This window comes from Cupriavidus sp. FW305-26 (assembly GCF_058787975.1).
In genome coordinates this window covers 1-21962 of the sequence record NZ_JBYTAH010000098.1, presented here as the reverse complement: position 1 = coordinate 21962, position 21962 = coordinate 1, and the positions used below count along the sequence as shown (strand labels likewise).

The 21962-nt window shown below is 68.4% G+C and carries 17 protein-coding genes and 1 pseudogene; 11 read left to right on the top strand and 7 right to left on the bottom strand.

Annotation, left to right across the window (positions count from 1 at the left end):
• Positions 1-16 precede the first annotated feature (16 nt).
• From AC3WQZ_RS32670 to tldD, 3 genes are all read left to right on the top strand, one after another.
• Positions 17-4201 (top strand): YhdP family protein, encoded by a 4185-nt coding sequence (locus tag AC3WQZ_RS32670; RefSeq protein WP_010809058.1) that lies wholly within the window; start codon positions 17-19, stop codon positions 4199-4201.
• Between the two features lie 17 nt (positions 4202-4218).
• The gene (locus AC3WQZ_RS32665) at positions 4219-5049 is read left to right on the top strand and encodes a carbon-nitrogen hydrolase family protein (protein WP_010809059.1); all 831 of its coding nucleotides are present in this window, start codon (positions 4219-4221) and stop codon (positions 5047-5049) included.
• Between the two features lie 99 nt (positions 5050-5148).
• Positions 5149-6609, top strand: coding sequence for a metalloprotease TldD (gene tldD, locus AC3WQZ_RS32660; protein ID WP_010809060.1), 1461 nt, complete (start codon positions 5149-5151; stop codon positions 6607-6609).
• A gap of 64 nt (positions 6610-6673) precedes the next feature.
• On the opposite strand, the gene AC3WQZ_RS32655 is transcribed toward tldD, so the two are convergent.
• Positions 6674-7729, bottom strand: coding sequence for a class I SAM-dependent methyltransferase (locus tag AC3WQZ_RS32655; RefSeq protein WP_492301951.1), 1056 nt, complete (start codon positions 7727-7729; stop codon positions 6674-6676).
• Between the two features lie 502 nt (positions 7730-8231).
• On the opposite strand from AC3WQZ_RS32655, the gene aroG reads away from it, so the two are divergent.
• Complete coding sequence (aroG, locus tag AC3WQZ_RS32650; protein ID WP_439668675.1) at positions 8232-9311, top strand: 3-deoxy-7-phosphoheptulonate synthase AroG; 1080 nt, start codon at positions 8232-8234, stop codon at positions 9309-9311.
• Positions 9312-9411: 100 nt separating this feature from the next.
• Here aroG and AC3WQZ_RS32645 read toward each other — a convergent pair whose 3' ends face one another.
• Both AC3WQZ_RS32645 and AC3WQZ_RS32640 read right to left on the bottom strand, forming a co-directional pair.
• Complete coding sequence (locus tag AC3WQZ_RS32645; protein WP_010809063.1) at positions 9412-9810, bottom strand: c-type cytochrome; 399 nt, start codon at positions 9808-9810, stop codon at positions 9412-9414.
• Positions 9811-9820: 10 nt separating this feature from the next.
• Positions 9821-10168 carry a c-type cytochrome gene (locus AC3WQZ_RS32640; RefSeq protein WP_010809064.1) on the bottom strand — a complete coding sequence of 116 codons (348 nt, stop codon included), beginning with the start codon at positions 10166-10168 and terminating at the stop codon, positions 9821-9823.
• A gap of 540 nt (positions 10169-10708) precedes the next feature.
• On the opposite strand from AC3WQZ_RS32640, the gene AC3WQZ_RS32635 reads away from it, so the two are divergent.
• From AC3WQZ_RS32635 to AC3WQZ_RS32625, 3 genes are read left to right on the top strand one after another with little or no spacing between them, the layout of a single operon-like run.
• Positions 10709-11599 carry an AAA family ATPase gene (locus tag AC3WQZ_RS32635; RefSeq protein WP_010809065.1) on the top strand — a complete coding sequence of 297 codons (891 nt, stop codon included), beginning with the start codon at positions 10709-10711 and terminating at the stop codon, positions 11597-11599.
• A 13-nt stretch (positions 11600-11612) separates the two neighbouring features.
• The gene (locus tag AC3WQZ_RS32630; protein ID WP_011614889.1) at positions 11613-12206 is read left to right on the top strand and encodes a GNAT family N-acetyltransferase; all 594 of its coding nucleotides are present in this window, start codon (positions 11613-11615) and stop codon (positions 12204-12206) included.
• Positions 12207-12234: 28 nt separating this feature from the next.
• Positions 12235-13410, top strand: a complete 1176-nt coding sequence (locus tag AC3WQZ_RS32625) for a vWA domain-containing protein (protein WP_010809067.1) — start codon at positions 12235-12237, stop codon at positions 13408-13410.
• A gap of 61 nt (positions 13411-13471) precedes the next feature.
• Here AC3WQZ_RS32625 and AC3WQZ_RS32620 read toward each other — a convergent pair whose 3' ends face one another.
• From AC3WQZ_RS32620 to mdlC, 3 genes are read right to left on the bottom strand one after another with little or no spacing between them, the layout of a single operon-like run.
• Positions 13472-14461 carry a Bug family tripartite tricarboxylate transporter substrate binding protein gene (locus AC3WQZ_RS32620; protein WP_011614887.1) on the bottom strand — a complete coding sequence of 330 codons (990 nt, stop codon included), beginning with the start codon at positions 14459-14461 and terminating at the stop codon, positions 13472-13474.
• 59 nt (positions 14462-14520) lie between these two features.
• A complete protein-coding gene (locus AC3WQZ_RS32615) occupies positions 14521-15972 on the bottom strand; it encodes an aldehyde dehydrogenase (RefSeq protein ID WP_492301950.1) in 1452 nt (483 codons plus the stop codon).
• A 56-nt stretch (positions 15973-16028) separates the two neighbouring features.
• Positions 16029-17630 (bottom strand): benzoylformate decarboxylase, encoded by a 1602-nt coding sequence (gene mdlC / locus AC3WQZ_RS32610; RefSeq protein WP_011614885.1) that lies wholly within the window; start codon positions 17628-17630, stop codon positions 16029-16031.
• Positions 17631-17739: 109 nt separating this feature from the next.
• On the opposite strand from mdlC, the gene AC3WQZ_RS32605 reads away from it, so the two are divergent.
• Entirely contained in the window at positions 17740-18648 is a 909-nt protein-coding gene (locus AC3WQZ_RS32605) for a LysR family transcriptional regulator (protein ID WP_010809071.1), read from the top strand.
• Positions 18649-18651: 3 nt separating this feature from the next.
• Here AC3WQZ_RS32605 and AC3WQZ_RS32600 read toward each other — a convergent pair whose 3' ends face one another.
• Positions 18652-19560, bottom strand: coding sequence for a LysR substrate-binding domain-containing protein (locus AC3WQZ_RS32600; RefSeq protein WP_010809072.1), 909 nt, complete (start codon positions 19558-19560; stop codon positions 18652-18654).
• Positions 19561-19684: 124 nt separating this feature from the next.
• Between AC3WQZ_RS32600 and AC3WQZ_RS32595 the strand changes: the two genes are divergently transcribed.
• From AC3WQZ_RS32595 to AC3WQZ_RS32585, 3 genes and pseudogenes are all read left to right on the top strand, one after another.
• Positions 19685-20671 (top strand): tripartite tricarboxylate transporter substrate binding protein BugE, encoded by a 987-nt coding sequence (locus AC3WQZ_RS32595; RefSeq protein WP_058696935.1) that lies wholly within the window; start codon positions 19685-19687, stop codon positions 20669-20671.
• A gap of 15 nt (positions 20672-20686) precedes the next feature.
• Positions 20687-21574: an N-formylglutamate amidohydrolase gene (locus AC3WQZ_RS32590; RefSeq protein ID WP_058696936.1), complete on the top strand. Its 888-nt coding sequence runs from the start codon at positions 20687-20689 to the stop codon at positions 21572-21574.
• Between the two features lie 249 nt (positions 21575-21823).
• Positions 21824-21962, top strand: a pseudogene (locus AC3WQZ_RS32585) (BspC domain-containing protein); the annotation flags it as partial.

The window sequence follows — 21962 nt, the reverse complement described above, 5'->3', positions numbered from 1 at the left end:
GGCCCCGCCACACCCCGTGAATCCCCCGGCCAACGATGCCACCAGCGCCCGGCGCAACGATTCCGCCCGCGCGCACGCCGGCGCGTTCCTGCGCGCCTGCACGCGCGGCGTGGCGGCAGCCGTGCGCCACCCGTTCTGGCGCGGGCTGGGCCGCGCGCTGGTGCGGCTGGCGCTGGTGCTGGCCGCGCTGGCGCTGGTGGCGGGCCTGCTGATCCGCTTCGTGCTGTGGCCACAGGCGTCCACTGCGCGCCAGTGGCTGGAAGAACGCGGCTCGGTGGCGCTCTCGGCCAAGGTCAGCATCGGCGCGCTCGATACCTACTGGGACGGCTGGCACCCGGCCTTCCGCGCCCGCGGCCTGCGCGCCGTGGACTCCGGACAGCGCGTGCTGCTTGCGGCCGCCACGCTCGACGGCAAGCTGGCGTGGCGCTCGCTGTTCAGCATGAACCTGCAGTTCGTCAGCCTGGGCGCGACCGGCACCGACATCCTGGTGCGGCGCACGCCCGAGGGCCGGCTGCTGGTCGGCGGCATGCTGGTGGACGCGACCGGCGGCCAGCAGGACGACGATCGCTTCCTGGGCTGGCTGATGTCGCAGGGGCGCGTGGCGCTGTCCGACGGCAAGCTGCGCTGGCTGGACGAGAAGGCACGCCTGCCCCAGCTCGATATCGGCGAGATCCGCCTCGACACCCGCCGCGACGGCGCGCGCCACACGGTGACGCTGGAAGCGCGCTCGCCGGCGCTGGGCCCGAGCCCGCTGGTGGTGCAGTCCTCCTTCAGCAACGACTACCTGCACAGCGCCGGCAACTGGCGCTACTGGACCGGGCAGGCCAGCTGGGACCTTGGCCAGCTGCAGCTGCCGGTGCTGCAGCGCTACCTGGCGATGTTCGAGCGCGTCGCCAGCGGCACCTTCAGCACCGACGGCAGCATTGAATTCCGCCAGGGCCGCATCGTGCGCAGCCAGACGCGGCTGCGCGCCAGCGGCGTCGACCTGCAGCTGGCCGGCGCCTCCGCCCCGCTGCGCCTGGCCAATGCGCAGGCCTTCCTGCTACACCGGACCGAGCGCGACGGCAGCAACCTGCTGACCGTCGACACCCTGCTCTGGCAACCCCAGCCCGCCAGCGACGACGAGGGCACCCCCGCCGACAGCACCTGGCGCGAAGGCATGCGCAAGGTCACCCTCGGCTGGGCCTCCGGCAAGGACGGCACCCTGCGCAAGTTCTCGCTCAAGGCGCCCACGCTGGACCTGAACACGCTGCGCGCGGTGTCCAGCTCGATGCCGCTGGACACCGCGGTGCTGCGCCGGCTGCGCGCGCTGCAGCCAGCTGGCCACATCGACAACCTCAACGTGAGCTGGAGCCGCGAGCGCGCCGGCATGCTCGAGCGCGGCGACGGCAAGCTGCGCTACAGCGTGCAGGGCACGCTGCGCGACGTCTCGGTCAACGGCCAGCCGGCCGTGCCCGCGGTGGACGCCAGCGGCCACCCCCGGCTGGGCACGCCTGGCTTTTCGCACCTGTCCGGCACCTTCTCCTTCGATGACCAGCAGGGCAATGCCCGCTTCGAAGGCAACGGCGCGGCACTGGTGCTGCCTGGCCTGTTCGAGGAGCCGCGGCTGCCGTTCGACCAGATCGGCGGCGAAGTGCGCTGGACCCATGCCGGAGGCAAGCTCGCGGTTACGCTGGACGGCGTGCGCTTTGCCAATGCCGATGCGGCCGGCTCGGTGCGCGGCACCTGGCGCGCAGGCGGCGACGGTGTATCCGGCATCGCCGACCTGAGCGGTGAAATGACCCGCGCCCAGGTGGCGCGCGTGCCGCGCTACCTGCCGCTGAGCATTCCGGCCGGCACCCGGCACTACCTGGCCGGTGCGCTGGCGGGTGGCGAAGCTGCCGGCGTGAGCTTCGTGCTGCGCGGCGACCTGGCGCATTTCCCGTTCCATGCCCCGCACGAGAAGGCCGGCGAGTTCCATGTCGAGGTGCCGATCGAACACGTCAGCTACCAGATCGCCCCGCACGAGACCGCCAGCGGCACCACCACCGGCGCGCAGGCGTGGCCAACCTTCACCGACATTTCCGGGCGGGTCGTGTTCGACCGCGGCGGCATGACGTTCCTGGCAAGCCGGGCCACGGTCCACGACATCCCCGGCGTCACGCTGCAGGACGTCAAGGGCCGCATCGATGACCTTGGCCCGCACGGCAAGCTGGTGATCGACGGCGGCGCCAGCGGACCGGTGCAGGGCTTCCTGCGCTACATCAGTGCTTCGCCGGTGCGCGAATGGACCGGGCACGTGGCCGATGCGGCGCAGGCCCACGGCAACGGCGAGCTCAGGCTCAAGCTCGACATGCCGCTGGAACACGCCAATGCCGCCAAGGTGGACGGCCGCTTCCGCTTCCCCGGCAACGATGTCGTGCTCAGCCCGCAGCTGCCGCAACTGGGCCATGCCAACGGCACCATCACATTCAATGAACACGGTTTCGGGCTGGAGAACATGCGGGCCCGCTTCCTCGGTGGCGAGATCCGGCTCGGCGGCGGCACCCAGCCGGACGGCGCCACGCAAGTCACCGCCAGCGGCAGCGTCTCGGCCGCCGGGCTGCGCGAGGCCGCCGCGGGCTCGGCGCTGGCGCCGGTGGCCGCGCGGCTCGAAGGCAGCACCAGCTACAGCGCCGTGATCGCCACGCGCGAGCGCCAGCTGCAGGTGCAGTTGAGCTCCGAACTCAATGGCATGGCGATCGGCCTGCCCGCGCCGCTGGCCAAGGCCGCGGCGCAAGACCTGGCGCTGCGCGCGGACCTGCGCCCGGCCAGCGCCCCGGACCGCGCCGGCACCAGCGAGCTGGTGCTGCAGCTGGGCCATGCGCTGAACGCGCGCTACCTGCTGCGCCGCGACCAGGGCGGCGGCATCGACGTGCTCGCCGGCGCCATCGGCATGCAGCAGGCGCCGCCGCCGCCCGCGGCCGGCGTCAGCGCCGCGGCCACCTTCGACCAGCTCGATATCGATGCATGGCGGGCGGCCTTCGGCGGCGGTGCCGGCAGCGCGGGCCCCGCCGCGGCGCCCTCACCCTTCCTGCCTGGCCGCATTGCGCTGCGCGCGCGCACGCTGCACGCCATGGGCCGCACGCTCGACGAGGTGGTGCTCGACGCCAACCGCGAAGCCGGCGGCTGGAACGCCAGGATCGACTCGCGCCAGGTGGCCGGCGCGGTGCAGTGGCGTCCGGCCGGGCCCTCGGCCACCGGGTCGCTGCAACTGCGCCTGGCGCGCCTGAACGTGCCCGATGCCAGCGACGAGCGCAACGTGGTGGACGCGCTCGCCAGCAGCATCGACGAGCTGCCCGCGATCGACCTGGTGGTCGACCAGTTCATGCTGCGCGGGCACGACTTCGGCAAGCTTGAAGTCAAGGCCCATACCGGCACCAGCTCCGCCGATCCGGTCTGGACCCTGGAAAAACTGCAGATCGAGCAACCCGGCGCCACCCTGACCGGCAGCGGCAGCTGGCGCGTGCCGCGCCAGCTGCGCGCCGACGCCAATGCCGAGCGCCGCACCCTGTTGTCCTTCAGCATCGACGTGCGCGATGCCGGCGCCACGCTGGAACGGTTGGGGCTGGCGCACACGCTGAGCGACGGCAAGGGCAAGCTCGAAGGCCGCGTGGCCTGGCGCGGCTCGCCGCTGTCGATCGACTACCCGACGCTGTCGGGCAAGCTGTCGCTGGACCTGGAGAATGGCCAGATCCTGAGCGTGGAGCCCGGCGCGGCGCGGCTGCTGGGCGTGCTCAGCCTGCAAGGCCTGCTGCGCTTTGCCATGCTGGACTTCCGCACCCTGTCGGGCCGCGGGCTGGTGTTCGACCGCATTGCCGGCACTGGCACGATCGAGAACGGCGTCGGCACGATCCAGGACTTCGAGCTCAGGAGCCCGCAGATCATCGCCAGCATGAGCGGCACCGCCAACCTGCTGCGCGAGACCCAGGACCTGCGCGTGGATGTGGTGCCACGCATCAACGCCACCTCCACCTCGATCGCGGCCGCCTTTATCAACCCGGTGCTGGGAATCGGCACGCTGGCCGCGCAACTGCTGTTTGCCGACGAGTTCTCCAAGGTGTTCACCCAGCACTACCGCATCACCGGCAGCTGGGCCAACCCGCAGATCGGCAAACTGGAGGACAATAAGGCGCAAGCCCCGACCTTCCAGAACCGCGCGGACCCCGCCCTCCCGCGCTGAGGAAAACAACGCCGCCTATGACTGCAACCGCCGCCTCCGCCCCGTTCCGCGTTGCCGCCGTCCAGACCGTGACCGGCACCTCGCTCGATGCCAACCTGGCGCGCGCCGACGCGCTGATCGCCGAGGCCGCAGCCGGCGGCGCGGCACTGGTGCTGCTGCCCGAATACTTCTGCATGATGGGCCGCTCCGAATCCGACAAGGTGGCCGTGCGCGAGCATGACGGCGACGGCCCGGTGCAGCAGTTCCTGGCCGATGCGGCACGCCGCCACGGCATCTGGCTGGTCGGCGGCACGCTGCCGATGTGGTGCGACGACCCGGCGCGCGTGTACAACACCTCGCTCGCCTTCAACCCGCGCGGCGAGCGCGTGGCGCGCTATGACAAGATCCACCTGTTCGGCTTCACCCGCGGCACTGAAAGCTACGACGAGTCGCGCACCATCCTGGCCGGGCGCACGCCGGTCAGCTTCGACGCGCCCTGCGGCCGGGTGGCGATGTCGGTGTGCTACGACCTGCGCTTCCCCGAGCTTTACCGCGGACTGGCCGCCGGCGACGGCACCAGCTTGATTCTGATGCCGGCCGCCTTCACCTACACCACAGGGCAGGCGCACTGGGAGATCCTGCTGCGCGCCCGCGCCATTGAAAACCAATGCTATGTGCTGGCCGCGGCACAGGGCGGCAAGCATGAGAATGGCCGGCGCACGTGGGGCCATTCGATGCTGGTCGATCCGTGGGGCGAGGTGCTGGCAACGCTGCCTGAGGGCGAAGGCGTGGTCGGCGGCGTGATCGATCCCGCGCGCCTGGCCGAGGTCCGGCAGAACCTGCCGGCACTGCGACACCGGGTGCTGTAGCATGTACGCAATCGCGGCAGCCTTCACCGGCTCCCGCCCGGAGAATTTTTTGCCGCGCCGGCCGCAAGCCGGCGCGTCCCCAGGAAGAAAGGACATCTCATGAACGCCGGCGATCTCGGAATCCGCAACCTGGCCACCGCGCAGCAACTGCTGCTGGCACCGTACGGCCTGGACGAGGCCAAGCTCCAGCGCGTGCTGGCCGATATCTTCACGCACAAGGTCGACTATGCCGACCTGTACTTCCAGTACACCCGCAACGAGGCCTGGAGCCTGGAAGAAGGCATCGTCAAGTCGGGCAGCTTCAGCATCGACCAGGGCGTGGGCGTGCGCGCGGTCTCGGGCGACCGCACCGCCTTCGCCTATTCGGACGACATCAGCCTGGCGGCGCTGTCGCAGGCCGCGGCGGCCACGCGCACCATCGGCCGTGCCGGCAACGGCCGCGTCAAGGTGGCCGGCGAGCTGGCCACGCACGCCGGGCGCAACCTGTACGCGCCCAACGACCCGCTCGACTCCATGAGCGCGGCCGAGAAGGTGGCGCTGCTTGAGCGCGTCGAGCGCATGGCGCGCGCCAAGGATCCGCGCGTGGTGCAGGTGATGGCAGGCCTGGCCGGCGAATACGACGTGGTGCTGGTGGCGCGCAGCGACGGCGTGATCGCCGCCGACGTGCGTCCGCTGGTGCGGGTCTCGGTCACGGTGATCGCCGAACACGGCGGGCGCCGCGAGGTCGGCTCTTCCGGCGGTGGCGGCCGCTATGCCTATGGCTACTTCACCGACGAGCTGCTGCAGAAATATGTTGACGAGGCCGTCTCTTCGGCCCTGGTCAACCTGGACGCGCGCCCGGCCCCGGCCGGCTCGATGACCGTGGTGCTGGGCCCGGGCTGGCCCGGCGTGCTGCTGCATGAAGCCGTCGGCCACGGCCTGGAGGGCGACTTCAACCGCAAGGGCTCGTCGGCCTTTGCCGGCCGCATGGGCGAACGCGTCGCGGCCAAGGGCGTGACCGTGGTCGACGACGGCACGCTGGCCAACCGCCGCGGCTCGCTCAACCTGGACGACGAAGGCAACCCGACCCAGTGCACCACGCTGATCGAGGACGGCATCCTGCGCGGCTATATCCAGGACACGCTCAACGCGCGCCTGATGAAGATGCCGGTCACCGGCAACGCGCGCCGCGAAAGCTATGCCGCGCTGCCGATGCCGCGCATGACCAACACCTACATGCTCAACGGCGACAGGGATCCGCAGGAGATCATCGCCAGCGTCAAGCGCGGCCTGTATGCGGTCAACTTCGGCGGCGGCCAGGTGGACATCACCAACGGCAAGTTCGTGTTCTCGGCGAGCGAGGCCTACATGATCGAGGACGGCAAGATCACCTACCCGGTCAAGGGCGCGACGCTGGTCGGCAACGGCCCGGAATCGCTGAAGGATGTCACCATGATCGGCAACGACATGCGCCTGGACTCGGGCGTCGGCGTGTGCGGCAAGGAAGGCCAGAGCGTGCCGGTGGGCGTGGGCCAGCCGACGCTGCGCATCGAGAACATGACGGTGGGCGGCACCGCCTGACCAGTCCGGCGATGACGAAGACGGGACCCTGCGGGGTCCCGTTTTTCACGGGATCGCCCCGGCCTTACGGCCGCACTTCATACACCAGGTTGAACGGCGTCTGCGCCGCGCGGCGGAAACTGCTGAAGCCGGCCTGCTCAACCACTGCGCGCATGCGCGCCTCGCCCGCCTGCGCGCCCAGGCACAGGCCGACTTCCTGCGCGCGCGACGCTGGCGTGCAGATGAAGGTGGACGCGGAATAGAACACCCGGCCCAGCGGGTTCAGGTTCTGCTCCAGCGTGTCGTTGGCAAACGGTTCCACGATCATCCAGACGCCATCGGCACGCAGGGTCTCGCGCACGTGGCGTGCCGCGCCGACCGGATCGCCCATGTCGTGCAGGCAGTCGAATACCGTCACCAGGTCATAGTCCTTGCCGCCGTAGTCCTTGGCGGTGGCCACTTCGAAGCGCACGCGCTCGGTCATGCCGGCGCGGCGCGCGGCTTCGGCCGCATGGCGCACCGAAGGCTCGTGGTAGTCGAAACCGACAAAGCGCGAGGCCGGATACGCCTGCGCCATGATGATGGTCGACGCGCCGTGGCCGCAGCCCACGTCCGCCACCGATGCGCCCGCCTTGAGCCGCGCCTCCATGCCGTCCAGCGCGGGAATCCATTCCGAAACCAGGTGCGCCGCGTAGCCCGGCCGGAAGAAGCGCTCGGTGCCGTGGAACAGCGCGGGATCGTGCTCGTGCCAGCCCAGCCCGCGGCCGTTGCGGAAAATATCGATCACCTTCGGGATGGCGCGGAACTGCGCCACCGCGATCTGGAACGCGCCCGGGATGAATGCGAGGCTGCCCTCCTGCGCCAGCGCATAGGCCTGCTCTTCGTTCAGGTTGAACTGCCCGGTGGCCGGGTCATAGTCGACGTAGCCGCTGGCCGCCTGTGCCGACAGCCATTCGCGCAGGTAGCGCACGTCGGTATGGGTCTTTGCCGCCAGCACTTCGGCGGTCATTGCTTTTTCCGCCATGGCCTTGTACAGGCCGAGTTCATCGCCCACCACCACGGTCGCGGCATGCATCACCGCGCCGATATCGTTGACGAATTTTTCCATGAAGGCATTCAGCCTCGCTTCATCGACGCTCATGATGCACCTCCCCGTGCTCACTGCTCCCCGGTTCCAATATAGCCCCCGGGTATGTCGGGGAAAGCCGAAAAGCAGTGGCGGGACAAGGCTTGGCAAGGCGCCGGGAGATGCGTACGCCAGCGCACCGCGTGGCCTCGTCGACACTTGCCAATTCTGGCAAAAGGCGCTATAAAGATGCTTCGCGGCGCGACAGGCAACTGACGCACGCCGAAAATTGACCGGCCGGCGCGCAATTTCCTGCCTTTCTGCTACGCAGTGCAGCATAAATTCGGCGCTCACGACGATAATCGATTCAAGCTGACCCAAGCCAAAGCCTTTTTCCGCCATGTCCGCTAAGTTTTACTTTTACTTTTTTAGCGATCTCACACCGCTGGCGGATAGGGAGGGACGGCTGTAGGCAGCGCCCCGAATACAAAAAAGACCGCCAGCGACCCTGGCGGTTTTTTTTATACCTGTTTGTTTCCCCACCCACTCACGACCTCACAAGAATCCCGGAGCCATCATGCTGAAGAACACCGACGACCTGCGCATTCGCGAACTCAAGGAACTGCTGCCGCCCGCGCACCTGATCCGCGAGTTCGGCTGCTCCGAACAGGCTTCGGACGTGATCTACGGCGCGCGCCAGGCCATGCACCGCATCCTGCACGGCATGGATGACCGCCTGATCGTCATCATCGGCCCGTGCTCGATCCACGATACCCGCGCCGCGCTGGACTACGCCAAGCTGCTCAAGGTCCAGCGCGACCGCTTCGCCGGCGAGCTGGAAGTGGTGATGCGCGTGTACTTCGAGAAGCCGCGCACCACGGTGGGCTGGAAGGGGCTGATCAACGATCCGCACATGGATGGCAGCTTCAAGATCAACGATGGCCTGCGCACCGCGCGCGAACTGCTGCTGAACATCAGCGAGATGGGCGTGCCCACCGGCACCGAGTACCTCGACATGATCAGCCCGCAGTACATCGCCGACCTGGTCAGCTGGGGCGCGATCGGCGCCCGCACCACCGAGTCGCAGGTGCACCGCGAGCTCGCCTCGGGGCTGTCGTGCCCGGTGGGCTTCAAGAACGGCACCGACGGCAACGTCAAGATCGCGGTCGATGCGATCAAGGCCGCGTCGCAGCCGCACCATTTCCTGTCGGTGACCAAGGGCGGCCACTCGGCGATCGTGTCGACCTCGGGCAACGAAGACTGCCATGTGATCCTGCGCGGCGGCAAGGCGCCCAACTACGACGCCGCCAGCGTGCAGGAAGCGTGCGACGCCATCGCCAAGGCCGGCCTGGCCTCGCGCCTGATGATCGATGCCTCGCACGCCAACAGCAGCAAGAAGCATGAGAATCAGATCCCGGTGTGCGAGGAGATCGGCCGCCAGATCGCCGGCGGCGACCAGCGCATCATCGGCGTGATGGTGGAATCGCACCTGGTGGCGGGCCGCCAGGACCACGTTCAGGGCCAGCCGGTCGAGCAGCTGACCTACGGCCAGTCCGTGACCGATGCCTGCATCGGCTGGGACGACTCGGTCAAGGTGCTCGAGGGACTGGCCGAATCGGTGCGCCAGCGCCGGCTGGTGTCGGGCAGCGGCAACTGATAGCGCCGCGGGGCCAGGGCCCCGCGCTCGCGCACACAACAAAAAAGCCGCTTCCAGGGAAGCGGCTTTTTTGCATTGGCGCGGCGGCGGCCGCGCGTTCTTACTTCTTCAGCACCAGGTCGCCAGGCAGCGACTCGATGTAGGCGGCCATGTCCTTCAGCTCCTTGCGGGTGAACGGGCGCGGCTTGCCGTCCTTGTCGGTCACGGCCGGATTGGCGTTGACCTGGCCCGCCATGATGGCATTGGAGCGGCCCACCAGCGGGTTGCCCGACACCTGGTACGACGCCAGCGCGTGGTACAGGTAGTCGGCGTGCTGGCCCGCCAGCTTGGGGTAGTCCGGCGAGATCGGGGCGTTCATGCCCGCGCCGTGGCAGGCCACGCAGGCACCCTTTTCCACCAGCGCCTTGCCGGCGGCAAGGTCGGCGGCCGAGGCCGGCATCGCGGCAGCACCCAGCACGAGTGCGCCGAGCGCGAACGAAAGCGTCTTGAGCGTATTCATGAGGGGTCTCTTACTTGAGGGAATTGTTCTGCGTGCCGGCCTTCTGCTGCGAGTAGTAGGCCGCCACGTTGGCGATGTCCTGCTCGGTCAGCGTCGCGGCGATGCCGCGCATGGTCGGGTGCTTGCGCTCGCCCTTCTGGTAGGCCTTGAGCGCGTTCTCGATGTACTTGGCGCTCTGGCCGCCCAGCAGCGGCACTTCATAGATTTCGGGGAATGACGCACGGTAGCCCGGAATGCCGTGGCAGCCGATGCACATTGCAACCTTGTCCTTGGCAGCGTCTCCATTGCCCTTGACTTCCTGTGCCTGCGCAGCCGTTGCAGCCGCGCCCAGCACCACCATCGTGAGGAGCTTTTTCATTGTCTTTGCGGATTGGAAGTTAAACCGTGTGACCTGCCCTGCCGGGCGGAGACGGTTTCAGAATGCTGCTGCGGGGAAAACCAGGGCAGCCGGAGGGATTGCCGAGGTGCAACCCGCCAGACATGTCGCATCCGGTCTGTTGCCGGGATGTGGAACACCATTCTGGAACCACCTCTCGCAATCGCCGCGACCCGGAAGGGCCGCTGGGACTTCTGAACGCGGACTGCCGGATGCTGGGAGAACTGGACGTGGGGGCGCGTCAAACCGCCGCATTGTACCGCAGCCGGCACCTGCCAGTCCAGCAACCGGCCCGGGCCGCCGGCGGCCTGTCAGCGCGCCCCAACACGAACCGCAAAGGTCTTTTATACTGGCTGATCCCGGGAATCTGCACGACCGTTCGCGAATGCTGCCGCCAGCAGCGCGCGGGCGCCCTGCACCGGACCCCGTTTCCATAATGAAAGCGCGCATGACAGCGCGAAGAGACCGCGCCAAGCACGCCAACCCGGCCCTCGATCCGAGGCCGTCACCTCAGGTTGCCTCATGTCAAACATCGCCAACGCTTCCGCCCAAGCCTCCATCGCCCAGCAGGCCCGTTTCGAGGGCACCGACCAGTATGTCGCCACCGACGACCTCAAGCTGGCCGTCAATGCCGCGCGCACGCTGCAGCGCCCGCTGCTGATCAAGGGTGAGCCCGGCACCGGCAAGACCATGCTGGCCGAGGAAGTCGCCGCCGCGCTGGGCATGCCGCTGCTGCAGTGGCATATCAAGTCGACCACCAAGGCGCAGCAGGGCCTGTACGAGTACGACGCGGTGTCGCGCCTGCGCGACTCGCAGCTGGGCGACGACCGCGTCCACGACATCCGCAACTACATCGTCAAGGGCGTGCTGTGGCAGGCCTTTGAAGCCGACGAGCAGGTCGTGCTGCTGATCGACGAGATCGACAAGGCCGACATTGAATTCCCCAACGACCTGCTGCGCGAACTCGACCGCATGGAGTTCTACGTCTACGAGACGCGCGAACTGGTCAAGGCGAAGCACCGCCCGCTGGTGATCATCACCTCGAACAACGAGAAGGAGCTGCCCGACGCCTTCCTGCGCCGCTGCTTCTTCCACTACATCAAGTTCCCCGACGCCGACACCATGCAGCAGATCGTCGACGTGCACTACCCCGGCATCAAGCGCGAGCTGGTGGCGGCCGCGCTGGAATCGTTCTACGAGATGCGCAACCTGCCGGGCCTGAAGAAGAAGCCGTCCACGTCCGAACTGATCGACTGGCTCAAGCTGCTGATGGCCGAGGACATCCCGCCCGAGGCGCTGAAGAGCCCGGACAAGAAGGCCGCGATCCCGCCGCTGCATGGCGCGCTGCTGAAGAACGAGCAGGACGTGCACCTGTTCGAGCGCCTGGTGTTCATGAACCGCGCCAACCGCTGAGGCATTGCCCGCCATGACTGCGTTCGTCAAACCCGTCACCCTGGTGGGCCGGCACGTCACGCTGGAGCCGCTGCGCGCCGAGCATGCCGAGGGCCTGCGCAACGCCTGCGCCGACGGCGAGCTGTGGAAGCTCTGGTACACCAGCGTGCCCGCGCCCGAGCGCATGGAGGCCGAGATCGCGCGGCGCCTGGCGCTGCAGGAACAGGGCTCGATGCTGCCGTTCGCGGTGCGCGATGCCGCCGGCGAGCTGGCGGGCATGACCACCTACATGAATATCGACGCGACCAACCGGCGTGTGGAGATCGGCTCCACCTGGTATGCGCGCCGCGTCCAGCGCACGCCGCTGAACACGGAATGCAAGCTGATGCTGCTGGGCCATGCCTTCGACCATCTCGACTGCATCGCCGTGGAGTTCCGCACGCACTGGATGAACCAGCAGAGCCGCGCCGCCATCGCGCGCCTGGGCGCCAGGCAGGACGGCGTGCTGCGCAACCACCAGCGCATGCCGGACGGCTCGTTGCGCGACACCGTGGTGTTCTCGATCATCGCCAGCGAATGGCCGGCAGTGCGTCAACACCTGCAATTCCAGCTCGACCGTCCGCGCTGAAGCGGCCGCCGACTGATAGCGAGGCATCATGCTGATCGATTTCTTCTTCTCGCTGCGCCACGCCAAGCTGCCGGTCTCGGTCAAGGAATACCTGACCATGCTGGAAGCGCTCAAGGCGCAGGTCATCTCGCCGTCCATCGACGAGTTCTACTACCTGTCGCGCATGACGCTGGTCAAGGACGAGAAGCACTTCGACAAGTTCGACCAGACCTTCGCCGCCTACTTCAAGGGCGTCGAGAGCCTGGTCGACTGGAAGTCCGACATCCCGCTCGACTGGCTGCAGAAGACGCTGGAGCGCGAACTCTCGCCCGAGGAAAAAGCCAAGATCGAGGCCATGGGCGGCCTCGACAAGCTGATGGAGCGCCTCAAGCAGCTGCTCGAGGAGCAGAAGGAAAAGCACGAGGGCGGCAACAAGTGGATCGGCACCGGCGGCACCTCGCCGTTCGGCCACGGCGGCTACAACCCCGAGGGCATCCGCATCGGCGGCCCGTCCAAGGGCAACCGCACCGCGATCAAGGTGTGGGAGACACGCGCCTACAAGGACTATGACGACCAGGTCGAACTGGGCACGCGCAATATCAAGGTGGCGCTGCGCCGGCTGCGCCGCTTTGCGCGCGAAGGCGCCGACACCGAGCTGGACCTGGACGACACCATCCACTCCACCGCGGCCAACGCCGGCCTGCTCGACATCAAGCTGCGGCCCGAGCGCCACAACAAGGTCAAGGTGCTGATGCTGATGGACGTGGGCGGCTCGATGGACGACCACATCAAGCGCGTGGAAGAGCTGTTCTCGGCCACCAAGACCGAGTTCAAGCACCTGGAGTACTACTACTTCCACAATTGCCTGTACGACTACGTGTGGAAGAACAACCGCCGCCGCCACGCCGAGAAGCTGGCCACGTGGGACCTGCTGCACAAGTACACGCCCGACTACAAGATCATCTTCGTCGGCGACGCCACCATGAGCCCGTACGAGATCCTGCAGCCGGGCGGCTCGGTGGAGTACAACAACACCGAAGCCGGCGCGGTCTGGCTGAACCGGATGACCGAGCAGTTCCCGCACTTCGTCTGGCTCAACCCCGAGCCGGAAGGGCTGTGGCAGTACCGGCAGTCGATCACGGTCATCAACCAGCTGATGAAGGGACGGATGTATCCGGTGACGCTGGCCGGGCTGGAACAGGCGATGAAGGTGTTGTCGAAGTAAGGCAGCGCTGGCTGCTGAAGCGCGTAAGTGGCGGCATCGACATGCCGCCTTCTTTCATGGGTCAGTCCACGGTGATGCCCGCCTGCCGGATGAACCTGCCATAGCGCGCGCGATCCACGTTCTGCCGCTCGGCAAACGCCTGGATGCTCAGCGGCGCCACGGCGCCGCCCAGCTTGTTGACGTTTTCCTGCAGCTGCGCGCCGGCGAGCGTGCGGTTGATCTCGCGGTTCATGCGCTCGACGATGGCCGGCGGCGTGCCGGCGGGCGCATAGACGCCGAAGGTCGAGTCGCCGTCCACGTCCTGCAGGCCGGCCTCGGCCAGCGTCGGCACGTCCGGGTATTGCGCCGCGCGCTTGGCGCTGGCCACCGCCAGCAGCCTGAGCTTGCCGCTGGCCACGTGCTGAAGGCCGGGGCCGGGATCGAACATGAACTGCACCTGCCCCGCCAGCAGGTCGCTCAGGGCCGGGGCCGCGCCCTTGTACGGCACGTGCACGGCGTCCAGCTTGCCGGCGCGTTTGAACATCTCGGCAGCGATATGCGGCGTGCTGCCGTTGCCGGCCGAGCCGTAGCTAAGCCTGCCCGGATGCTCGCGCACATAGGCGATGAACGCTTCCAGCGTCTTCGCCGGCACCGACGGATGCACCAGCAGGTAGACCCGCACCAGCGCCACCGACGCGACCGGGGTCAGATCCTTGATCGGATCGTACGGCATCTTCTTGTAGAGGAAGGGATCGATCGCCACCGCGCCGCCCGAGGTCAGCAGGAAGGTATAGCCATCGGCCGGCGCCTTGGCCACGGCATCGCCGCCGACGATGCCGTTGGCGCCGGGGCGGTTGTCGATCACCACCGGACGCTTCAGCGCCTCGGACAGACCGGGCGAGATGCCGCGCGCCAGCGTATCCGCGGCCCCGCCGGCCGGGAAGTTGACGACCAGCCGGATCGGCTTGTCCGGCCACGGCTGCGCGGCGGCCGGCGCGCTCACGCCAGCCAGCAGGCCCGGCGCGCACAGTGCGGCGCAAAGGGCGCGCGCGATACGGTGGGGGAATCGCATGATGGTTGTCTCCTGTCTTAGGTTTTGCTGCAGCCTGCCGCAGCGCTCTGCGGCGCCACTCAGAACGGATATTGCCGTGGCGTGGTCTGCACCGTGATCCAGCGCAGCTCGGTGAAGGCATCGATCCCGGCCTTGCCGCCGAAGCGGCCGTAACCACTCGCCTTCACGCCGCCGAACGGCATCTGCGCCTCGTCGTGCACGGTCGGGCCGTTGACGTGGCAGATGCCCGATTCGATGCGGCCGGCGACCCGCATCGCGCGCGCCACATCGCCGCCGAACACGGCCGCCGACAGCCCATAGGCCGAATCATTGGCGCAGGCAATGGCCGCTTCCACGCCATCCACGCGCACCACGGCCTTGACCGGCCCGAACGATTCCTCGCGATAGATCTCCATGTCCGGCGTCACGTAATCCAGCACCGTGGCCCGCATCAGCGTGTCGGCCGCCTTGCCGCCGCAGACCAGCCGCGCGCCCTTGGCCAGCGCGTCGTCGATCATGGCGTTGCAGCGCTCGACGGTGCTCATGTCGACCACCGAGCCCAGCACCGCCGGGCCGGTGCGCGGATCCGCCAGCGGCAAGGCGCCGGCGCGCGCGGCAAAGCGTGCCACGAAGGCGTCCGCGATGCTGGCATCCACCACGATGCGCTCGGTGGACATGCAGATCTGGCCCGAGTTGGCGAAGGCGCCGAAGATGGCACCGTCCACCGCGGCGTCCAGGTCGGCATCGTCCAGCACCACCAGCGGCGCCTTGCCGCCCAGTTCCAGCACCGCGGGCTTCAGGTGGCGCGCGCAGGCCTGCGCGATCAGCCGCCCCACGCGCGTGGAGCCGGTGAAGTTGATGCGGCGCACTGCCGGGTGGGCGATGATGGTCTCGACCACGGCGGCGGCATCGGCCGGGGCGTTGGTGACAAAGTTGACCACTCCCGCCGGGAAGCCCGCCTCCGCCAGCGCATCGACGATCAGGCCATGCGTGGCCGGACAGATCTCCGAACCCTTCAGGATGACCGTATTGCCGCACGCCAGCGCCGTGGCCACGGCGCGCACGCCCAGGATCACCGGTGCGTTCCACGGCGCGATGCCCAGCACCACGCCCGCGCCCTGCCGCACCGCCATGGCCAGGCTGCCCGGCACGTCGGAGGGAATCACCTCGCCGTTGATCTGCGTGGTCAGCGCAGCGGCCTCCTGCAGCATGCCGACGGCAAGTTGCACATTGAAGCCGGCCCACATCGTCGACGCACCGGTCTCTGCCGCCATCGCGGCGGTGAGCGCCCCGGCCTTGCCTTCAAGTGCCTGCGCCGCGCGCATGAGCAAGGCGCGCCGTTCGCCCGGCCCGGTGTCGCGCCAGGCCGGGAAGGCGCGCGCGGCAGCGTCGGCAGCGGCCAGCGCATCGGCGGCGGTGGCTGCCGGCGCCCGCGTGGCCACGCTGTGGTCAAGCGGGTTGCGGCGCTCGAAGGTGGCACCGTTGGCGGCCTGCGTGCGCTCGCCGTTGATCAGCATGGTGATGCTTTGCATCCTGGAGTCTCCTGGAAGGGGTACTTCGTCTGTCGTCTGTCGTCTGGCGCCGCGGCTCAGGCCACCTCGATCTCCACCACGGTCGGCACACGCATCCGCAGGGCTGTCGCCAGCGCTTCGCGCAATGCGGCAGGATGAGCCACTCGCGCCGCCTCGCAACCATGCCCGAGCGCAATCGACACGAAATCCAGATCGGGCAAGGCCGTGCCGACCAGCGGATCTTCGCTGCCAAAGCCGAAGGTCGGCGCAAACTCCTGCAGGGCGGCGTAGCGCCGGTTGTTGAGCACAATGAACGTGATCGGCAGGCCCAGTTGCGCGGCGCTCCACAGCGCCTGGATCGAATACATGCTGGAGCCGTCGCCGACCAGGCCGATCACCTTGCGCCCCGGCTTGCCCAGCGCGACGCCCACTGCCGCGGGCAGGCCGTAGCCAAGCCCGCCGCTGCACATCGTATAGAAGGTCTCGCTGCGCAGGATGGGCAGGTGGCGATGCATCACCGGGCGCGCGCTGGGCGCTTCCTCGACCACGATGGAATCAGGGTCGCGCAGCTCCGCCAGCGTCTGCAGGACATAGGCGACGCTCATCGGCATGCCGGGCTCGGCGCGCGGTGCCGGCACGCGCGGGCGCGGGGCTTCGCGCCGCGGCGGCGCCGGGCGCGCCAGCAGGTCGGCCACGCCCTGACGGATGCTGCCGACTGCGGCAGTGCCCACCGGCGCCCATGCGGCGATATTCGGATCGTCGATCAGCTGCACCACCTGCGCCCCGGGCGGCGCATGGGGGCCACCCCCCTCGACGTGATAGGTGAAGGCTGCCGCCCCCAGCGCGAACACAAGGTCGTGGCCCGTGAGCAGCCCGACGATCTTCTCGCGCATCGCCGGCAGGAAGCCGGCAAACAGCGGATGGTCTTCCGGAAAGCCGCAGCGCCCCGACATCGGCGCCACCCACACCGCCGCCTGGTGCCGTTCCGCCAGCCGCACCACATCGTCCCAGGCGCCATCGCGGTCCACGGCTGCGCCCACCACGAACGCCGGCCGGCGGCTGGCATCGAGAGCGTCGCCGATCTGCGCCAGCAGTGCCGGCTGCACGCGGCTTTCAGTGCTGACCGTGCGCGGCAGCACCGGCTCGCACGGCCGGGCCCAGTCATCGGCCGGAATCGAGATCAGCACCGGCCCGCGCGGCGGCTGCATGGCGATGTAGTAGCCGCGCGCAATCGCCAGCGGCACATCTTCGGCCCGCGCCGGCTCGCAACTCCACTTCACGTAGGGCTTGGGCAGCTCGGTGGCCTGGGCCGAGAACAGGAAGGGTTCGAACGGCAGGATCGAGCGCGCCTGCTGCCCGGCAGTGATCACCATCGGGGTGCGGTTCTTGTGGGCGGTGAAGATGCTGCCCATGGCATGGCCGACACCGGCCGCCGAGTGCAGGTTGACGAAGGCCGCATTGCGGGTGGCCTGGGCATAGCCATCGGCCATGCCCACCACCACGGACTCCTGCAGGCCGAGGATGTAGCGGAAGTCGTCGGGAAAATCGAGGAACAGCGGCAGCTCGGTCGAGCCGGGATTGCCGAAGATGGTGGTCATGCCGAACGCGCGCAGCAGGTCCAGCACAGCGGTGCGCACGGTCGTGGGAGTGGCGGCGGCAGGCGTGGCGGAAATGGCCATGGTCGTGGAGGCTCCAGTGCGGAATCAGTGACAAAGCTTGCGGACCAGTATGGACAATCAGGCCTTGCCCAGAAATTGCCGTTTTGGGGCAAAGTCATTACGATTCGGCATGACCCTCGATCTGCGCCAGCTCCTTGCCTTCCTTGCGGTGTGCGAACACGGCAGCCTGGGCCGCGCCGCCGCACAGCTGAACCTCACCCAGCCGGCACTGAGCCGCACCATCCAGCGGCTGGAAGCCCAGCTGGACGCGCCACTGTTCGAACGCTATGCCACCGGCATGGTGCTGACGGCCTACGGCGAGGCCCTGCTGCCGCACGCCAACCTCTTGCGCCACGAGGCCGAGCACGCCACCGAGGCCGTGCGCGCGCTGCGCGGGCTGGCCGCCGGCACCATCCGCGTGGGCACCGTCGCCAGCGTGGCCAGCGTGGTGCTGCCGGAGGCGATCGAGGCGGTGCTGGCACGCTGGCCTGGGCTGCGCGTGCGCATTGTCGAAGGGGTGGGAGATTTCCTGGCCGATGCGCTGCTGCGCCGCGAGATCGACCTGGCCATCGGCATCGCCCTGCCGGAGAACGAGGAAATCTGCGCCGTGGCGGATGTTGGCTGGAGCGACAGCAGCTTCGTGGTCGCCGCCGCCGGACATCCGCTGACGGGCAGGACGGCGCTGCGGCTGGCGGATACCGCCGCTTGCCGCTGGGTCATGCCGCCGCGCGGCACGGCGCCCTTCGACGAACTGCAGCGGCTGTTTGCGCGCGCCGGGCTGCCGCCGCCGGACATCGTCGCCGAAACCCGCTCGATCATTGCGCTCAAGGCGCTGGTGGCACGCGCGGGCTTCCTCAGCTGGATGGCTGCGCCGATGTACGAGGCCGAGCAAAAGGCCGGCATGATCCTGCCGCTGCCCATTGAAGGCGCCCAGGCGCCGCGCCGGCTGGCGGTGTACCGGCGCCGCCAGGGCATCCTGCCGGCGCCGGCGGCGAAGCTGCTGGAGCAGTTGCGCCGGTTGACATCGGACGTGGGCTGAACGTCAGGTGGGCCGCGCCAGGTCGGCCCCTTCCATCACCCATGCGCGGAACGTGCGCAGCGCCGGCAGGTGCTGCTTCTGCTCCGGATAGCACAGGTAATAGCCCTTCTTGGCCAGCACCTGGGCCGGATGCGCCACCACCAGCGCCCCGGTGGCCAGCTCTTCCTCGATCAGGCAGCGCGGGATCAGCGCGATGCCCAGACCCGAAAGCGCGGCCTGCGTGAGCAGCGAGAACTGGTCGAAGCGCGCGCCGCTCCAGGCCTCGCGGGTTGGCACCCCCAGCGTGGCGAACCAGTCGGGCCAGGCTTCGGGCACGGTGGTGTGGTGCAGCAGCGGATAGCGCAGCAAGGCAGCGGGCGTGGGCGCAACGCCGCCGGGCTCGGACGCCAGCAGGCCCGGACGGCACACCGGCAGCACCTCGCGCCCGGTCATGTAGTCGGCCAGGCTGCCGGGCCAGACGCCGTCGCCGAAGCGGATCGCGGCGTCCAGGTCCGGCTCGGAAAAATCGTAGCCCTGCGCGTGCGGCACGAATTCGAGCTTCACCTCCGGATGGCGCGCGAAAAACTGCGGCAGGCGCGGGATCAGCCACTTGGCGCCCAGCGTCGGCATGCTGGCGATATGCAGCACGCCGCCCCGCCCCTGCCGCGCCATCAGCTCGACGGTGGCGGCCTCCAGCTCGTTCAGGCTGGGGCCGATGCGCTCCAGGTAGCGCTCGCCCGCGGTGGTCAGCATCAGGCGCTGGCGCACGCGCTGGAACAGCTCCACGCCCAGGTAAGCCTCCAGGCTGCGCACCTGCTTGCTGACCGCGCCTTGCGTGACATGCAGTTCACGCGCGGCTACGGTAAAACTGTTATGGCGTGCCGCGGCCTCAAAGGCCTGCAACTCGGTCAGCGACGGACATAAGCGTCGCATAAATCACCTCTAATTCACGACCAAATGGAATGAGCTAAGGATTTTATTTCGTTTGCGGCGCGCTTGCCCGGGCGCGCAGAATCGTGAAATCCACTTTATTCCTCCCCTCGCCCTGGATCCCCCCATGCAACGTCGCCATCTTCTCCGCCTCCTGGCCGCCGCTTCGGCCGCCGCCGCTGCCGGCATCTCCTTCAGCGCCATGGCCCAGGCCGGCTATCCGACCAAGCCGATCACGCTGGTGGTGCCCTTCCCCGCCGGCGGCACCACGGACATCGTCGCGCGCATCGTCGCCGACAAGCTCGGCCAGCAACTGGGCCAGGCCGTGGTGGTGGACAACCGCGGCGGCGCCGGCGGCAGCATCGGCACCGCTTTCCTGTCCAAGGCGGCGCCGGACGGCTACACGCTGGGCATTGCCACGGCCTCGACCCATGGCATCAATCCGGCGGTCTACCCGCGCCTGTCCTACGATGCAACCAAGGACTTCACAACCATCACCAACCTGGCCTCGGTGCCCAACGTGATGAGCATCAACCCGGCGGTCAAGGCCACCGACATGAAGTCCTTCATCGCGCTGGCGCAGTCGCAGCCCAACAAGCTGGCCTATGGCTCGGCGGGCAACGGCAGCGTCTCGCACATGATGGGGGAACTGTTCAAGATGAGCAGCAAGACCGAACTGCTGCACGTGCCCTACAAGGGCGTGGGCCCGGCGCTGAACGACGCGCTGGCCGGCCAGGTGCAGGTGCTGTTCGACAACCTGCCGTCGTCGCTGCCGTTCATTGAAGGCGGCAAGCTGCGTGCGCTCGCCGTGGCAGCGCCCAAGCGCGTGGCCGCGCTGCCCAACGTGCCGACCTTCGCCGAGCTGGGCCTGGGCGAAGTCAACGACGCCGCCTGGTTTGGCCTGATCGCGCCGGCCAACCTGCCGGCGGATATCCAGACCAGGCTCCACACCGCCGCGGTCAAGGTGCTGGCACTGCCGGAAGTGAAGGCCAAGCTCGAGAAGCTGGGCGCGACCCCGGTAGGCGATACGCCGGCGCACTTTGCCGCCCAGATCAAGAGCGAAGTGGCCAAGAACAAGCGCGTGGCCGCCGCCGCCAGGATCTCGCTCGACTGACTTTACGGCAACACCATGACCGACACCGACCGAACCACCGCGGACAGTCCGTTCTACCTGTACCAGCCCGAGGGCGAGCCCGCGGCGCTGTTCCTGGACTCGCCGCACAGCGCGACGACCTACCCGACGGACTTCCGCCCCGACCCCGCGCTGCCGCTGCCGCTGCTGCGCCAGGCCGAAGACACCTTTGTCGACGAGCTCTACGCCGGCGCCCCGGCGCGCGGCATCGCGCTGCTGTGCGCGGGCTTCCCGCGCAGCTACCTGGACGCCAACCGCGCGCTGGAAGAAATCGACGAAGCCCTGCTCGACGCACCCTGGCCCGGCACCAGGCAGGAGACCGCCAAGACCCGGCTGGGCAAGGGCCTGGTCTGGCGCGTGCTGGACACCGGCGAGGCCATCTACGACCGCAAGCTGAGCGTGGAAGAAGTGCAGGCGCGCATCAACCGCTGCTACCTGCCCTATTACGCGCAGCTGCAGAAGCTGGCCGACCGCGCCGTCGCCAGCCACGGCAGCGCCTGGCATATCAACTGCCATTCGATGCCGAGCCACGCCGCGCCATTCGCCACCGAGTTCCCGGGGCTGGAGCATCCGGATTTCGTGGTGGGCGACCGCGACGGCACCACCTGCGACAAGCGCTTCACCGACCGGGTCGAGGGCGTGCTCAAGGAAATGGGCTACGACGTCTGGCGCAACCACCCGTACAAGGGCGTGGAGATCGTGCGCGTGGTGGGCCAGCCCCAGGCCGGCTGCCACAGCCTGCAGCTGGAGGTCAACCGCAAGCTCTACATGGACGAGGTGGGCCTGACGCATACCGCGGGCTTTGCCAGGCTGCGCCATGACCTGAACCTGCTGCTCGACGAACTGCTGCGCTTTACGCGCTCGATGCCGTCGCGCGTGGCCTGACCCGGGCCGGGGCTGCGCCACGCAGCCCCGCACAAGCTGCGGGTTCACCGCAGTTGTGCGAAACAGGGGATTCCTGCTAGAGCACAAGTCACTTGTTGCACGACATCATGCGTTAGAAGAATGGGTAACAAGATTTAGGAACTTTGTCAGATAGGTTTCCTCTATCATGGCATTCCTTTGCGAACCCATCTTGCCTGCCGGCCCTACGGCGCCGCGGGCAAACCCAAGAACGCACACACCGCTCACACCGTGATCCGACGAATCTCCGAACTGCTCGGCAGCCAGCTCCGCATGGTGGCTGCCGCAGTGGCCGGTGCGATCGCGCTGGCAGGCTGCGCCAATATGCCGGCCGAAGATGCCAGCGCCGGCCCGGCACCTGCCCCGGCAC

Bases quoted from the DNA above. Each gene is read 5' to 3' on its own strand.
- AC3WQZ_RS32645 (WP_010809063.1), bottom strand. From the start codon at position 9,810: ATGAATACGCTCAAGACGCTTTCGTTCGCGCTCGGCGCACTCGTGCTG.
- AC3WQZ_RS32665 (WP_010809059.1), top strand. From the start codon at position 4,219: ATGACTGCAACCGCCGCCTCCGCCCCGTTCCGCGTTGCCGCCGTCCAG.
- AC3WQZ_RS32620 (WP_011614887.1), bottom strand. From the start codon at position 14,461: ATGCGATTCCCCCACCGTATCGCGCGCGCCCTTTGCGCCGCACTGTGC.
- AC3WQZ_RS32595 (WP_058696935.1), top strand. From the start codon at position 19,685: ATGCAACGTCGCCATCTTCTCCGCCTCCTGGCCGCCGCTTCGGCCGCC.
- AC3WQZ_RS32655 (WP_492301951.1), bottom strand. From the start codon at position 7,729: ATGAGCGTCGATGAAGCGAGGCTGAATGCCTTCATGGAAAAATTCGTC.
- AC3WQZ_RS32615 (WP_492301950.1), bottom strand. From the start codon at position 15,972: ATGCAAAGCATCACCATGCTGATCAACGGCGAGCGCACGCAGGCCGCC.
- aroG (WP_439668675.1), top strand. From the start codon at position 8,232: ATGCTGAAGAACACCGACGACCTGCGCATTCGCGAACTCAAGGAACTG.
- AC3WQZ_RS32590 (WP_058696936.1), top strand. From the start codon at position 20,687: ATGACCGACACCGACCGAACCACCGCGGACAGTCCGTTCTACCTGTAC.
- tldD (WP_010809060.1), top strand. From the start codon at position 5,149: ATGAACGCCGGCGATCTCGGAATCCGCAACCTGGCCACCGCGCAGCAA.
- AC3WQZ_RS32640 (WP_010809064.1), bottom strand. From the start codon at position 10,168: ATGAAAAAGCTCCTCACGATGGTGGTGCTGGGCGCGGCTGCAACGGCT.
- AC3WQZ_RS32635 (WP_010809065.1), top strand. From the start codon at position 10,709: ATGTCAAACATCGCCAACGCTTCCGCCCAAGCCTCCATCGCCCAGCAG.
- AC3WQZ_RS32605 (WP_010809071.1), top strand. From the start codon at position 17,740: ATGACCCTCGATCTGCGCCAGCTCCTTGCCTTCCTTGCGGTGTGCGAA.
- mdlC (WP_011614885.1), bottom strand. From the start codon at position 17,630: ATGGCCATTTCCGCCACGCCTGCCGCCGCCACTCCCACGACCGTGCGC.
- AC3WQZ_RS32600 (WP_010809072.1), bottom strand. From the start codon at position 19,560: ATGCGACGCTTATGTCCGTCGCTGACCGAGTTGCAGGCCTTTGAGGCC.
- AC3WQZ_RS32625 (WP_010809067.1), top strand. From the start codon at position 12,235: ATGCTGATCGATTTCTTCTTCTCGCTGCGCCACGCCAAGCTGCCGGTC.
- AC3WQZ_RS32630 (WP_011614889.1), top strand. From the start codon at position 11,613: ATGACTGCGTTCGTCAAACCCGTCACCCTGGTGGGCCGGCACGTCACG.